This window comes from Gemmiger gallinarum (assembly GCF_014982805.1).
Taxonomy (GTDB): domain Bacteria; phylum Bacillota; class Clostridia; order Oscillospirales; family Ruminococcaceae; genus Gemmiger; species Gemmiger gallinarum.
Genome location: NZ_JADCKC010000002.1, coordinates 729,791 through 743,818, shown reverse-complemented (window position 1 = coordinate 743,818; position 14,028 = coordinate 729,791). Strand labels below are relative to the sequence as shown.

Genomic DNA, 14,028 nt, shown 5'->3' with positions numbered 1-14,028 from the left:
GCACCCATCCACAGTAAGAGGAAACATCCATGCAAACGCTCAAAACCCGCATTCTTGACCGCACCTTCTGGCTGCAGACCGTGCTGCCCTGCCTGCTTGCGCTGGCAGCGGCCTTCATTGCCCGGTATCAGCTGGAACTGTCCGACGGCGTCACCGCCGACTACATGGCCGGGCAGTGGCCGGTGTTCGCCCCTCTCAACGCCCTCACCGCCTTTTGCCTGACGCTGGTGCTCTTCGCCCTGCTGGGCAAGTGGTCCCGGGCCACCGGCATTGCCGGGGCGATCTTCACCGTGCTGTCCATCGCCAACTACTACACCCGGGACCTTCACGGTTCCGCCCTTATGCCCCAGGATGTGCTCAACATCGGCACGGCGGCGGAGGTCATGGGCAGCTACACCCTGCGTATCAACCAGACCGTCATTACCCTGGCGCTGCTGTATCTGCCGGTGCTGGCCATGGCCGCTTTGCAGGCATGGCTGGTGCACCCCCGCAAGGGCGTAAAAATCAGCTGGAAACGCCGGGGCATCCGCTATGCCGCCAGCCTGGTCTGCGCGGCGCTGATCCTCTACATCGGCTACTTCAGCCCGGCGCCCATCAAGCCCAAGGCCACCTACGGCTGGGCCTGGCAGGAGACCTACTACAAGTACGGCTATCTGGCCGGCACCATTGAGGCGGCGTCTCTGCTGGTGGACCCCATCCTCATGCCCGACGGCTACTCCAACGACGCCGCGGCGGAGGCTGCCGCCCTGGGCCAGGATTACCAGCGCACTGCCCCCGAGGTGGATGCCGACGAGTACCCCGACGTCATCCTGATTCTGTCCGAGAGCTTCTATGATCCCTCTCTCGTCACCGACCTGCAAACCGACGTGGAGTACATGTCCACCATCAAAAACCTGCCCAACAGCATTCTGGGCCACACCGTCAGCCCCCATGTGGGCGGCGGTACCAACTCCAGCGAGTATGAGATGCTGACCTCCAATTCCCTGATGCTCATGCCCAGCATCACTCCCTTCAACTGGCTCAACCTGCACAACGCCAACAGCCTGGTGAGCTATCTGGAGGACCTGGGCTACGCCACCATGGCAGCCCATCCCTACACCAACTCCAACTATCGCCGGGATTCCGCCTGGCTGGCCCTGGGCTTTGACGAGACCCACTTCCAGGAGGATTTCCCCACCCAGGAGTACTACGGTAACCGTCCCTACCAGACCGACTCGGCCACCTACAAGGACTTTGCGGCCCTGTATGAGGCCATGCCGGAGGATCAGCCCCGGTTCGGCTTCCTGGTGTCCATCCAGAGCCACGGCGACTACGACATGAACGACGCCTCCCTGGATCTGGTCCATGCGGCCACCGACTACGGCGAGTACGACGACGAGGTGGACGAGTATCTGTCCTGCATGTACATGAGCGACCAGGCCATCGGCGAACTGTGCGACTACTTCACCAAGGTCTATGAGGAGAGCGGCCGCAAGGTGATCGTGGCCCTGGCCGGCGACCACGCCCCCAGCTTCATCGACCACATTGCCGACCAGAGCATCCCCGAAAACGACCGGCAGCTGCTGGAGCGCAGCACGCCGTACTTCATCTGGGCCAACTATCCGCTGGAGAACGCGGGCTATGTGAACGAGAACGACGCCCTCAACCGCATGGACCTGTGCGACCTGGCTCCCACCCTGGTGGAGCAGGCGGAGCTGCCCCTGTCGCCCTTCTATCAGTATCTGCTGGCCATGAAGCAGGATGTCCCCGTCCAGACGGCGGGCAACGATTACATGGCCGCCGACGGCACCACCCGCACCTACGGCGAGAACGCCGAAAACGATGCCTGGATGAGCGGATATTTCTATCTGGAATACAACAACATCGGGGCCAAGGCCAGCCGGAATCAGAGCCTGTTTGCCCCCCTGACCCCCGCCGCCTGATTGCCGGACCGGGAAGAAAGTGTGAGGATATGGAGCAAAAACTCGGTCTTGTGCTGGAGGGCGGCGCCATGCGGGGCTTGTACACCGCAGGCGTGCTGGATGCCTTTCTGGAATCGGGCATTCATGTGGACGGCGTCATCGGCGTATCCGCCGGGACGGTACACGGAGTGTCCTATCTGTCGGGCCAGCACGGGCGCAGCATCCGGTATTATGAGAAGTACCGCAGCGACAAGAGGTTCATGGGACTCTACCCCCTTTTGACCACGGGGGATATTGTGGACAAGCAATTCTGCTACCATGACATTCCCTGGGAGCTGGACCCCTTTGACGACGATGCCTTTCAGGCGTCGGGGGTGCCCTTCTATGTGACCTGCACCAACGTGGAGACGGGCAAGGCGGAGTACATCCGCTGCGACTCCATGCGGAAAGGGGATAACATGGAATACCTGCGGGCGGGAGCCTCCATGCCGTTGGTCTCCCGCATTGTGGAGGTAGGGGGCAAAAAACTGCTGGACGGCGGCGTGGCGGACAGCATTCCCCTGGGGGCCTTCCGCCGGATGGGCTACCGCAAGAACATTGTGGTGCTGACCCGGGCGGCGGGATACCGCAAAAAACCGGCGGCCATTCTGCCTTTCAAGATGATGTATCACGACTATCCCGAATTTGTGAATGCCATGGCCCACCGCCATGAGGTCTACAACGCCGAGCTGGCCGCTGTGGAACAGGGTGTGGCCGACGGCGATGTCTTTGTGCTGCGGCCCAGCGTGGACCTGGAAGTCTCCCGCACCGAGCACAGCGTGAAAAAGCTGCGGGAACTGTATGAGCTGGGCCGGGCGGATACCCTTTCCCGTCTGGGCGAGCTGCGGCGGTTCTGCGCAAAGTAAAAACGGCCACAGCTTGCGCTTTTGTCCGCTGTGTGCTACAATATCGGGCGGACGATCGGTCTTTCCCGCAATTTGCGGTTCGTTGCCCGCAGTACGCCTCCTCGGCGGCGATGGCCTTTGCCATGCTGCCATGCGGCGGGGAAGATCTTTCCGTTTACCATGATCGGCGGGCGCGCCGCGGGGGAAACCTCTGCGGCGCGCCCGTTTTGGGTTTTGCGGGGGTTTGGGGGCTTGTTTGGCTTTGAAGTTTTTAGGCTGTTGTGGCTTTGGGGCAGTTGTGGATGTAAGGCTTTTCGTGTTTTTGGGGAACGGGCGGCGGGTGGAAGGCCCGACTTTATTAAAAGTTTTTATTTGGTAACCCGTTATATGGTTGAGGTACAACGCTTCGGACAAACGGCAAATAACAGCAGACTGCCGCTTTTTGACCGGTCAAAAAGCGGCGGAAAAACCCGCCCCTAGTTCCGAGGCGGGGGGCACGGCTTAAGGGGCCTGCGGGCCCCTTAAGAAACCCCGGAGCAAGATGTGGGTCGCGCCGAGAATTGCCTCCTGCAACTTGAGATAACCGGTCTATGGGTCGTGCCCCGTGCATCACAAGATAAGAGCTCACCCGGCCTCCCATATTTGTGCGGCGGCCCGCTCCCGCAGACCGCCGCCTGGGGGAAGTCAGTCGTTTTCATTTTGGGGGCGTGATTCCTCCAGACTGACGCCTGAGAGAAAGGCTTTTCCTCATCTATACAGACATAGGCTCTTGCAGGGTGCCTGGGGGAGAGCTCTCTATACCGCATCCAAGACCACTTCTAAGTTTCGGCCAGTACAAAGCCTCCACGGTGCTTTCACCGGACGGCCCATTGCTTTTCAGCCACCCGTTTTCCCTCACATCCCCAACGCCGCAGCGTTTCAGAGATGGAGAAGGCGGTTTTTCCGTTAAGAAAATGTACTGTGTTCATTTTTAGGAAAAATCGCCTTCGACCTCCTCTTTGGGGGTCTTGGGGGCGGGCAGCCCCCAAGTCGTGCGGCCGCCGCCTCGAAACCGGCGGCGGGTTTTTCCGCCGCTTTTTGACCGCACAAAAAGCGGCAGTCTCCCGACAGGAAATGTCTGCCCGAAGCGTCGTACCTAAACTACACAACGGGTTACCTAATAAAAATCTCAAATAAACCGGGCCTGTAAAAAGCCGCCCGTCCCCCCCTAATCCGACTAACCCAAAACAAACCTGCCCCTCCCCATAGAACAACCACCCTGTCAAAACCCATTCCTGTTTTTTGTAAGTTTTCGACAAAACTCGTGGCAGAAAATGGGTGCGGGTGGCGCGGGAGGGCGGCGGCGTGGTATATTGGTATCAGAATTTTCCCCTGCACGGCGGGTATGCCTTTCTCCCGGAACTCTTTCCGGGAGATTTCCCTGTGGTATGCCCCTTGCCCTGCAGGGTTCCGGCGCTCTGCCGCAGCCGGCGGCGCTGTCTTTTCCGGGAGATGAGAAAGTATGGAATTTCTTTTGACACGGGGTGTGGCCATCTCGTCCCAGTGGTCCAGCGAACCCCTGCGCCGGGGGATCACCCGCTTTCGGCGGGATTTGGAGATGACCCTCAACGAGGGCGACCTGATCCCTTCGGGCCGCATCCAGCTCTGTCTGGCCCGGGACCTGGCGCCTGAGCAGTTCTCCATCGACCTGCAGAGCAGCGAATCCATGATCATCCGTGCCGCCGACGATCTGGCGGCCATTTATGCCCTGCTTCACCTGAGCCGTTCGGCCCTGGGAGTGACGCCCTTCTGGTTCTGGAACGACCAGCAGTTTGAGCGCAAGGAACTGGCCGCCGTCACCACCGAGCACTATCTGAGCAAACCGGCGTCGGTGGCCCTGCGGGGCTGGAACTTCGACGGCGGCCAGCTGCTGCAGGGCTGGAACACCCCGGCCTCCCCCGACCTGGGCTGGGAGATGGCCTTTGAGGCCCTGCTGCGCTGCGGCGGCAACTTTGTCTCGCTGCCCCAGGGCAAGCCCGCCGCTCTGGCCGGCGCCATGGGTCTGTGGCGGATGCAGTGCGGGCCCTGCCCTCTGGACGCCGCCCCCTTTGACCGGGCGGTGCCGGGCAAGTCCCCCCTCTATGCCGAGAGTGCCGACGCCTACGCCCGTCTGTGGGCGGACGCCGTCTCCAGGCGCAAGCACGAGAAAATCATCTGGCGTCTGGGCCTGCCCGCCCAGGGCGGCGAAATTTTCGACCGGCGGGAGCTGGCCGCCGCCACTCTGGTCCGTCAGGGACAGCAGATCGGCCGGGTGCTCCGTGCCCAGTACGACGCTGTCCGTGCCGAGCTGCCCAGCGCCCCCGTCTGCCTTCTGGACGACGAGACGGCGGCGCTGGAACGGGCCGGCGTGCTGGATCTGCCCCAGGATGTCATCCGCATCTGGCCGGACAACGGCTACGGCAAGTTTGTCAGCCCCCGGGAGGGCAGCCGGGATTCCCGTACGCCGGTGCTTCCCGACCAGCCCACCGGGGGACGGGGCGGCGTCTTTTTCCATGCGGCCTGCAGCGACGGCCAGTCGGGCAACTGCCTGACCATGCGCCCTGCCGCCATGGAGCTGGCCGCCCGGGAACTGTGCGATGCCTTCGAGAAGGGCGCCCGGGCCATGTGGCTCATCTGTGCGGGGAGCGTCAAGCCCCATGTCTATCCTCTGGACGTGCTGGCGGCCCTGTGGCGCAATGTGGACGCCAACCTGGACGCCCACCGGGCAGGGTATCTGCGCACCTACTACCGCGCCCCCGACGGCTGGGCCCTGCAGGACCGCCAGCTGGACGACCTGGCCACCTGCCTGAAATCCTGGTTCCAGTCCACCGCCGCCTTCGGTCCCTGGCCCGACCAGCGGGCGGGGGAACAGCTCATGGCCTGCTCCGCCCGGGCGGTGGCCACCGCCTGGCTGTCCGGCCGGACCAGGAGTTCGCTGCCGGAGCTGCGCTGGGCGGCAGGGGACCAGTCCTTTGCCGAGCAGCTGGCCTGGCTGCGTGGAGTCTGCGCCGACGCCGTGCCCGGTTTCGACACGCTGCTCTCGGGCTGCGAGTACGCCGCCCGTCCCACTACCCGGCTGTGGGCGGACACGGTGCTGGGCCAGGTACGGCTCTACCGCTACTGTCTCAAGGCGGTGGTGGACCTGTGCGACGGCTGGCAGCTGTGGAACGCCGGGGACTACCGGGCCTGCTACCGCAAGGTGGGTCTGTCCGCCGCAGGCTTTGAGGCCGCCCGCCGTGTGGTGAGGGATTTTGCCCACGGACGCTGGGCAAACTTCTACCGGCAGGAGGAGACCCAGACCGACCTGGCCAAGACCGTCTGGGTGCTGCGGGGACTCACCGCTCTGCCCCGGGCGGCAGGGGACGGCCCCGACTACACCAACTGGCAGCGGGAGGTGCTGGGCAAGGACGCCCCTCTCTCGGCCATGCGGGACGAGGCTCTGCTGGCCATTCTGGAGCAGGCCGACGCCCGGGCCGGGCACTGACCCCACAGCCCCATTCTGTCACAACCGCCAAACAGGGAAGGGAAGCACTTTATGACCGTATCCTTTGACAGCATCCGCAAGAACACCGAGATCGCCGCCTACATCCGCAAGGCGGACGAATCCCTCATTGCCCTGGGCTACACCGAGCACAGCTTCGCCCATGTGGGCCGGGTGGCGGACACTGCCCGGCGCATTCTGCTGTGGCTGGGCCAGGACGAGCGCACCGCCGAGCTGGCCGCCATTGCGGGCTGGCTACACGACATCGGCAATGTGGTCAACCGGGTGGACCACGCCCAGAGCGGCGCCGTCATGGCCTTCCGCATTCTGGACAAGCTGGGCTTTGACCCCGACGAGACCGCCACCATCGTCACCGCCATCGGCAACCACGACGAGGGCACCGCCTTCCCGGTGAACGCCGTGGCCGCCGCCCTCATTCTGGCCGACAAGACCGACGTGCGGGCCAACCGGGTCCGCAACCAGGACATGGCCTCCTTCGATATCCACGACCGGGTCAACTTCTCGGTGACCGAATCTCAGGTGCGGTTTGAGCCGGGGGTCATCCGGCTGTCCCTCACCATCGACACAAAGGTCTGCCCCCTCATGGACTACTTTGAGATCTTCCTGGACCGTATGATCCTCTGCCGCAAGGCCGCCGAAAAGCTGGGCGTCCGCTTTGCCCTGACCATCAACGGCCAGGCCATGCTGTGAGGGGCTGACATCTTGTAGAACGCCGCCGGCCGCACAACAAGATATGGCCTGAAGAAAAAGTTTTCTTCTCTTTTTTCGGGAAAAAACACATACAACAGGCAAAAAATCCCTTTCGGGTGTTGACAAAGGCCTTGCGGATGGGCTATAATCATAGTCTGCAAGGCTGTCCCTCGATGGGGCGTAGCCCAGGCATCGAAATTCACCCCAAAATCGGGACAGGAGGATATGTAAAATGAAACAGACTTTCCAGCCGAAGAAGCGTCAGCGCAGTGCCGTTCATGGTTTCCTGAAGCGTATGTCCAGCAAGAATGGCCGCAAGGTCATCAACGCTCGCCGCGCCAAGGGCCGCAAGAGCCTGACCGTCTGATCGTCCTTTCGGGACATCGGCGTCATTGACGCACAGGCCCGGCTGCGGGCCTTCTTTTTGAAAATGTACGGTTTCTCGGGTATTTGCACAGGACTTCATGTCAGTCGACCCACGAATCCACCTTCAGGCTGCTGATCCTGGTCAGATGCAAGACCGAAAAAAGCCCGCCGGTATTTTTGCCGGAGGCTTTTTTCCTTGCGTTTGACCGTGCGCTCGGCAGCCTTTTTTCAAAGCCGCACGCCGCGGCGAAAGGGGTTTTATGCGCTACCGCACCATCTGCAAAAACAAAGAGTTTACCCGGGTGTATGCCCGCGGCAAAAGCTACGTCCACCCCCAGCTGGTGCTCTACGTCGCCAAAAACCGGGTGGGTCACACCCGCATCGGCCTGACCGCCACCAAAAAGGTGGGCTGCGCCGTGCTGCGCAACCGGGCACGCCGGGTCATGCGCGCCGCCCTGGCCGAGCATCTGCCCGCCGACATCGGCGGCTACGATGTCATCCTGGTGGCCCGCGCCCAGACCCCCCGCCTCAAGAGCACCCAGGTCAGCAAAACCCTGGCCAAGCTCATGCGGGCCGCCGGTCTGCCCGACCGCGCCGTTCCCCGCACATGACCCCGCCGCTGCTCACCCGGCCCTTCGTTGCCCTCATCCGGCTGTACCAGAAGTACCTGAGTCCCCACCTGGGACATCACTGCCGGTTTGTGCCCACCTGCAGCCAGTATGCTGTGGAGGCCCTGACCACCCATGGTCTGCTCAAGGGCGGCGTGCTGGCCGTGTGGCGGATTCTCCGCTGCAACCCCTTCGGGAAGTTCGGCTACGACCCCGTGCCCGAAAAGGGCCGCTGGCGCAATCCTGCCCGGCGTCTTACCCGGGAAAAGTAGCCCGCCCCATCCCCGGCGATGGGAGATCCCCATGTTTTTCGTCCCTGTGCTGCGCTGCGGGGGCTTTGGATAAAAACATAACGAAATGCCCTGTGCGCAGGCGGGGCGGATTGGACAGGCTATGACTGAAATTTTAGGTTTTCTCTCGATCATCCTCGGCCCCCTGATGGCCCTGATGTACCAGGCCATCCCCAGCTACGCGCTCACCATGATCATCTTCACGATCCTGATCCGCGTGGTGTCGCTGCCTCTCGCCATCAAACAGCAGAAATCCATGGCAAAGATGTCGGTCTACACACCGATGCTCAACGAGATCCAGCAAAAGTACAAAAACAACCCCGAAAAGCAGAATGAGGAACTGATGAAGTTCCAGCAGGAGTACGGCTACAACCCCATGGCAGGCTGTCTGCCCATGGTGCTGAACATGCTGATCCTCTTCGCCATCATCCAGGTGGTTTATCATCCGGTGCGCTACATTCTGGGCATCCCTGCCGACGCCATCAATGCCGCCTGCACCGCCCTGGGCATCAGCACCTCCAACGTCACCCTGGCTGAGACCCAGCTCATCACCGCCATCAAAGCGGGCACCGATGTGGCCACCAGCCTCACCGCCGAGCAGATCGGCCTGATCCAGGGCTTCAACACCAGCTTTTTGGGCATGGATGTCTGCACCACCGCAGGCTTTGCCCTGTCCCCGCTGCTGATTTTCCCCATCCTGGCCACCGTCACGGTGTTCGCCTCCAACATCATCGTTACCCGCATGTCCGGCCAGCAGGCCGCCACCCAGGGCAGCATGAAGATCATGCTGTGGGTCATGAACCTGATGTTCGCATGGTTCTGCTTTACCGCACCCATCGGCTTCTCCCTGTACTACACCACCTCCAACATCTGCATGATCCTGCAGTCGGTCCTTACCAACAAGATCTACAGCCCCGAGCGCTTCAAGAAAGAATATGAGGCCGAACTGGCCGCCAAAAAGGCCGCCAAAAAGGCCAAGAAGGAAGTGGTCGTGGTGGAGGAAGGCCAGGAAGTGACCAAGCAGGTCAACGAGGCCGAGCTCAACCGTCTGCGCCTGGAACGCGCCCGCGCCCTGGACGCCGAGAAGTACAAGGACGAGCGCACCCGTCCCCTCACCGAGGCCGAGCGCATGGAGCTGGAAGAACAGTCCAAGAGCAAAAAGAAGAAAAAGGGAGGCAAATAAACGATGCGTGAAATCGAAATGACCGGCAAGACGGTGGAACTGGCTGTTCAGGCCGCCTGCGACGCCCTGGGCGTGGACCGTGACGACATCAACGTCAGCTATGAGGTGTTGGATTTCCCCGTCAAGAAGCTGTTCAAGACCATTCCCGCCCGCGTCCGCGTGACGCTGGACGAGCCCGAGACCGCCGCCCCGGCTGCGGAGCCTGCCGCCCCTGAGGCAGCGCCCCAGGCCCCCAAGGCGGAGGAACCGGCCCAGACCGCCCCGGCTGCTGCCCCCGCTGAGGAGGCTGCTCCCCAGGAGCCCAAAGCCGAGCCCAAGGCAGAGGCTGCCGAGGTGGAACTGGACATTGCCGCCGACGAGCGCCTGACCGCCGCGGTGGACTACCTGCGTCCCATCTGCGAGATGATGGGCGCCTCCAACCTGGTGTTCACCGCCGTCAAGAAAGGGGAGGCCACCATCCTGCGCATCAAGGGCGACCACGTGGGCGTGCTCATCGGCCGCCGGGGCGAGACCATGGAGAGCCTGAGCTACCTGACCAGCCTGGTGGTCAACCGGATGGAAGGCAGCTACGTCAAGCTGGGCCTGGATGTGGCCGGCTACCGCGGCAAGCGGGAGGACGACCTGGCTGCTCTGGCCGGCCGCCTGTGCGAGCGCGTCAAGCGCACCGGCTGCTACTATGAGATGGAGCCCATGAACCCCTACGAGCGTCACATCATCCACACCGCCGTGGCCGCCATCGAGGGCGTCCGCAGCGAGAGCAAGGGCGAAGGCGCCGACCGCCGAGTGGTCATCTACTCCACCGATTCCGACGCCTGCAACCTGCCCGACCGCGAGAGCGGCCGCCGTGGACGTGGGGGCAACCGCAGCCGCGACAACAGCCGCAGCCGCAATGGCGGTCGCGGAAGCCGCGGCGGCTTCCGGGGCGACAGCCGCAAGGGCGGCGAGCGCGGCGAGCGCGGCGGCCGTGGCGGACGTTCCGGCGGACGCGGCGGCAATCGCAGCGGCAGCCGCGGGTCCTACGTGCCCGGCCGTGAGTTTGCGGATACCCCCCGCGACCCCAACGCCCGTCCCCAGGCGCCCGCGCCGGTGGAGCGCATCCATGACGGCGACGACTTTGCCATGTTCGGCAAGATCGAGCTGTAAGACAGCCTGAAACAAGTATCCCGCCCCTGACGGTCCGACGCCGTCGGGGGCGGGATTTTTTGTGTCCGGTTGCGGGAAACGGAGAGAGCGGGGAGATTTTTCGGAATTCCCGCTCTGTGTCCTGTGATCCGGAAACCGTTTGCCTTATGATACGGACAGAAAAGGAGGGATTTACTTTGGATCAGCAGAAATTCGGTGTCTTTTTGCGGCAGCTGCGCCGGGAAAAGGGTATGACCCAGGAACAGCTTGCCGAGCGGCTCTGCGTCAGCAACCGCAGTATTTCCCGGTGGGAGACGGGGGTAATCACTTAGATAAAGATACCACACCAATCCCACGCTGACTTTGACTTTATAAACATGAGCGAGTTTTCCACAGGGACAGAGGTGAGATAGCAGCTCTTCCACTAGAACAACTCCATCCTCAGGTACGCCCGATCCAGATTGTACTGCGCCATATGGATGATCCGCTCTTTACAAAGATTAAAATTGACAAATATATATCGCACTGCTATAATGAAATTGATATGTAGCAGTGCAATATAGTGCAGTGCAAGGTATGCATAGAAAGGGTCGTGACGAAGTGAACGCACATATTCGTAAAGTGTACATACCGATGACAGAAACGAGTTTTTATATCCTGCTTTGCCTCCGGGAAGAATCCCATGGCTATAATATCATCCGGAAAGTAGAGAAACTGACAGATGGCGAAATTCGAATTAGTCCCGGAACGATGTACGGCAGTCTATCCAAGATGGAGAAGGATGGCCTGATCCACTTTGTCCGGGAAGAAGAAAAACGAAAGATTTATTGCATCACAGAATTAGGTAAAAATGTGCTGGCATTAGAAATGAAGCGAATCGAAAGATTGTATCGAAACATGATGGAGGTGCGCTAATATGAAAGACAAAAGAACCGAGCTGCGTATTTTCACGATAGCGGAATGGGAAAAAGAAGAACAGTATCTTCGGAAGCGGCATCAGGAAGGATGGAAATTTACGAAAGTAAGCCTGCCGGGACTTTACCGCTTTGAAAAATGTCCCCCTGAGGATGTGGTTTACCAGCTCGATTATAACGAAGAAGGGCTGAAACATAGGGACGAGTATGTGCAGATGTTTAAGGATTGCGGCTGGGAGTACCTTCAGGAGTTTGCCGGATACACCTATTTCCGTAAACCAGTTGCCGAAATGCAGGGAGAAGAGGAAATTTTCTGTGACGATGAGTCCAGGCTCGACATGATGCGGCGGGTATTTGCAGGCCGATATGTGCCAATCCTCATTATTTTGATGTTGTTGATTTTGCCAAACATCTTTGATCAATTCCATAGCTCAGATGCAGATGCTCCTATACTACTGGTGCTGTTTTTGATCCTGCTCTCAGTTTACGTATGGGCAGTTGCGTCTTTTGCCTATCGTTATTGGAAGTTAAAGAGGCGGCTGAAAAAGTGATATCGTGATGGATAGGCTATAGTTGATAAAGTGAATAAGTAAAATCAGTATGGAAACGTTGTTCTATTAATTCAGGGGACAATGATTATGGGAATGGGGTTATACAAGGTAATTTTCATGAACACCCATATGGGTTTTATCAAATGTCCCCCCAAGTATTCATGGAAATGGCCATTTTGTTAAGGCTTTATTCGGTTGACTCGTCTGCCGCCATTCTTTTGAAAATCAGAATGCCCTTGGAAGATGGCATGATGGAGCAAGAAACGAGCTCAAAACCTTCCTGTTCCATTTTATTGGCTGCATCTTCTATTTTGACAGCCATTTCTTTAGCCTTGGGAGAATATTTGACTACCATCGTTTTGTACATTGAGTTCACCTCCTATCCACAAGAAAGTTCCTGAAATGTTTCAAACCGTGTGGAATACTTTTGTACTTATACTTTGAATTGTAACAGGAAGGAAAGCGCTTGACAACTTACAGTTTTAAAGCATATTTTTGTTTCTCCTATTCATATTGTCCCCCTCTGGATTTCGCGGGTGATCGGTTCCAGCGCACCGAAGTCTGTGAAATCCACCTGCTTGCCATAGGTTTCCAGAAACGCCCGGTTCTCCGCTGTCTGTTTTTCAAACGGCGTCCTTTGCAGGGATTGGTATAATAGTTTCATCATTGTCCGATGTCTGAAAGAGAGCTTTTGATAATCGATCCCGCCACGAAGATGAAAGATCTTCGCCCGATCAAGCAGTTCTGCGGGAAACTGCCTTTGCAGAGAAGTACGGATATTGTGCTGGTTTTCCGGCTCTCTGGGGTCGGCCAGCCCTACGGTAGCAAGGATTAGTTTTTGTCCGTCCTGAAGGGAAAAGCCCCGCAGGGTTTTCGCCAGGCCCAGAACACCACCAGCATACAGACTACCCAGATAAACGATGATATCTTTGTCCGAAAGGGCCGGCGCATCTTTGTAACTGGCCGCGGGAATGCCGGTTTGCTCGGACAGTTTTTCCGCATACGTTGAATGAGTAATAAAGCCTCAAACGCTCCTTTTGATTGCGTTTGAGGCTTTTTCTTATAGCCCAATATGTATTGCTCTGTTAGAGGCTTCCGTCGCCTTTGTTACCGCCGAACTCACAGCCATGCACATGACCATGACCATAATACCATCGTCCATAACGATAGCCATAATGGGGAGGACAGTTCGCACAATCGCCGGTACAATGTCCCGGATGAGAAGCATGAGAGGATGAGAGTGCATCAGCAATTCCGATTCCTGCGAAAAGCTTTGCAAAGAAGCCAATTTTAGGGGCAGAAGCAACCGGCTCATCGAAGAACTCTTCCTCGCCAGTCTCATTTTCAATTTCTTCGTCCTCGTCATCTTCAAAGAGGCGTATCTTGTTCCTCGCAGCTACTCTTCCAAGGACTTCATCATCAACTGCACCGTAAAGGTCTTCTAACTGCTCCTTTGTGAATCTGCATTTCGAGGAATCAAGAAGTACATTCATAGCTTCCGCACTCGACAAATGACCACGATACGGAGTGTCCGGTTGGCGAAAGATACAGCGAAGCATGGCTTGAGAATGCTGCCTACAATGCGATTGGGCAAATGCTCTGATGTTTTTGCGGGTCAGGGCGGCAAAGAGCGTTTCCTTGTACTGGGCCATGCCCTGATGGACAAAGCGGGACTGCAGGGGCGCATGGCCCATCTGGACCAGCCCCAGCCCCGCAATCAGCGCCGCCGCAATGACCGCATCCCGCAGGATGCGCTGCCGGCTGGGGGAGGCAATGACTTCGATCAGTTCACCCAGCAGCCAGGACTGCCCCATCAGGATGAGGACAATAACAAGGTACAGTGCCATGATCAGGGCGAACCGCAGCCGGTTGCCCCGGAAGATGGCCGCCACATAAGGGCGGATGTCCGGTGGTGTTTCCCCCTCTCCGCCCGGGGAGGAGGATTTCAGAAAAGAAAGTTTCATGACAATGATTTCTCCTCTCGCTCAGCCCCGCCAGT

Annotated in this window: 15 protein-coding genes; 12 read left to right on the top strand and 3 right to left on the bottom strand. The window is 59.2% G+C overall.

Going from position 1 to position 14,028, the window contains the following annotated elements; all coding sequences use genetic code 11:
* Window positions 1-29: 29 nt before the first annotated feature.
* From INF35_RS08995 to INF35_RS08940, 12 genes are all read left to right on the top strand, one after another.
* Window positions 30-1,922, top strand: a complete 1,893-nt coding sequence (locus INF35_RS08995; protein ID WP_193501635.1) for an LTA synthase family protein — start codon at window positions 30-32, stop codon at window positions 1,920-1,922.
* A 29-nt stretch (window positions 1,923-1,951) separates the two neighbouring features.
* Window positions 1,952-2,806 carry a patatin-like phospholipase family protein gene (locus INF35_RS08990; protein ID WP_193501633.1) on the top strand — a complete coding sequence of 285 codons (855 nt, stop codon included), beginning with the start codon at window positions 1,952-1,954 and terminating at the stop codon, window positions 2,804-2,806.
* A gap of 1,480 nt (window positions 2,807-4,286) precedes the next feature.
* Window positions 4,287-6,287, top strand: coding sequence for a glycosyl hydrolase 115 family protein (locus INF35_RS08985; protein ID WP_193501631.1), 2,001 nt, complete (start codon window positions 4,287-4,289; stop codon window positions 6,285-6,287).
* Between the two features lie 51 nt (window positions 6,288-6,338).
* The gene (locus INF35_RS08980; protein WP_193501629.1) at window positions 6,339-6,995 is read left to right on the top strand and encodes an HD domain-containing protein; all 657 of its coding nucleotides are present in this window, start codon (window positions 6,339-6,341) and stop codon (window positions 6,993-6,995) included.
* Window positions 6,996-7,227: 232 nt separating this feature from the next.
* Window positions 7,228-7,362, top strand: a complete 135-nt coding sequence (gene rpmH, locus INF35_RS08975; protein ID WP_193501627.1) for a 50S ribosomal protein L34 — start codon at window positions 7,228-7,230, stop codon at window positions 7,360-7,362.
* Between the two features lie 259 nt (window positions 7,363-7,621).
* Window positions 7,622-7,972 (top strand): ribonuclease P protein component, encoded by a 351-nt coding sequence (gene rnpA / locus INF35_RS08970; RefSeq protein ID WP_193501625.1) that lies wholly within the window; start codon window positions 7,622-7,624, stop codon window positions 7,970-7,972.
* A complete protein-coding gene (gene yidD / locus INF35_RS08965; protein ID WP_193501623.1) occupies window positions 7,969-8,241 on the top strand; it encodes a membrane protein insertion efficiency factor YidD in 273 nt (90 codons plus the stop codon). Before rnpA ends, yidD begins: the two co-directional genes overlap by 4 nt.
* 121 nt (window positions 8,242-8,362) lie before the next feature.
* A complete protein-coding gene (locus tag INF35_RS08960) occupies window positions 8,363-9,442 on the top strand; it encodes a YidC/Oxa1 family membrane protein insertase (protein ID WP_193501621.1) in 1,080 nt (359 codons plus the stop codon).
* A gap of 3 nt (window positions 9,443-9,445) precedes the next feature.
* Entirely contained in the window at window positions 9,446-10,585 is a 1,140-nt protein-coding gene (jag, locus tag INF35_RS08955) for an RNA-binding cell elongation regulator Jag/EloR (protein ID WP_193501619.1), read from the top strand.
* Window positions 10,586-10,761: 176 nt separating this feature from the next.
* Complete coding sequence (locus tag INF35_RS08950) at window positions 10,762-10,896, top strand: helix-turn-helix domain-containing protein (protein WP_193501617.1); 135 nt, start codon at window positions 10,762-10,764, stop codon at window positions 10,894-10,896.
* Between the two features lie 301 nt (window positions 10,897-11,197).
* Complete coding sequence (locus tag INF35_RS08945; RefSeq protein ID WP_235983194.1) at window positions 11,198-11,479, top strand: PadR family transcriptional regulator; 282 nt, start codon at window positions 11,198-11,200, stop codon at window positions 11,477-11,479.
* A gap of 1 nt (window position 11,480) precedes the next feature.
* Window positions 11,481-12,029, top strand: coding sequence for a DUF2812 domain-containing protein (locus INF35_RS08940; protein ID WP_193501613.1), 549 nt, complete (start codon window positions 11,481-11,483; stop codon window positions 12,027-12,029).
* 187 nt (window positions 12,030-12,216) lie between these two features.
* Here INF35_RS08940 and INF35_RS08935 read toward each other — a convergent pair whose 3' ends face one another.
* The 3 genes from INF35_RS08935 to INF35_RS08925 all read right to left on the bottom strand — a co-directional run bounded on the left by INF35_RS08935 (window position 12,217) and on the right by INF35_RS08925 (window position 13,993).
* Complete coding sequence (locus tag INF35_RS08935) at window positions 12,217-12,396, bottom strand: hypothetical protein (RefSeq protein WP_193501611.1); 180 nt, start codon at window positions 12,394-12,396, stop codon at window positions 12,217-12,219.
* Window positions 12,397-12,537: 141 nt separating this feature from the next.
* Window positions 12,538-13,047, bottom strand: a complete 510-nt coding sequence (locus INF35_RS14125; protein WP_193501793.1) for a flavodoxin domain-containing protein — start codon at window positions 13,045-13,047, stop codon at window positions 12,538-12,540.
* Between the two features lie 67 nt (window positions 13,048-13,114).
* Entirely contained in the window at window positions 13,115-13,993 is an 879-nt protein-coding gene (locus INF35_RS08925) for a hypothetical protein (protein ID WP_193501609.1), read from the bottom strand.
* Between the last annotated feature and the right edge of the window lie 35 nt (window positions 13,994-14,028).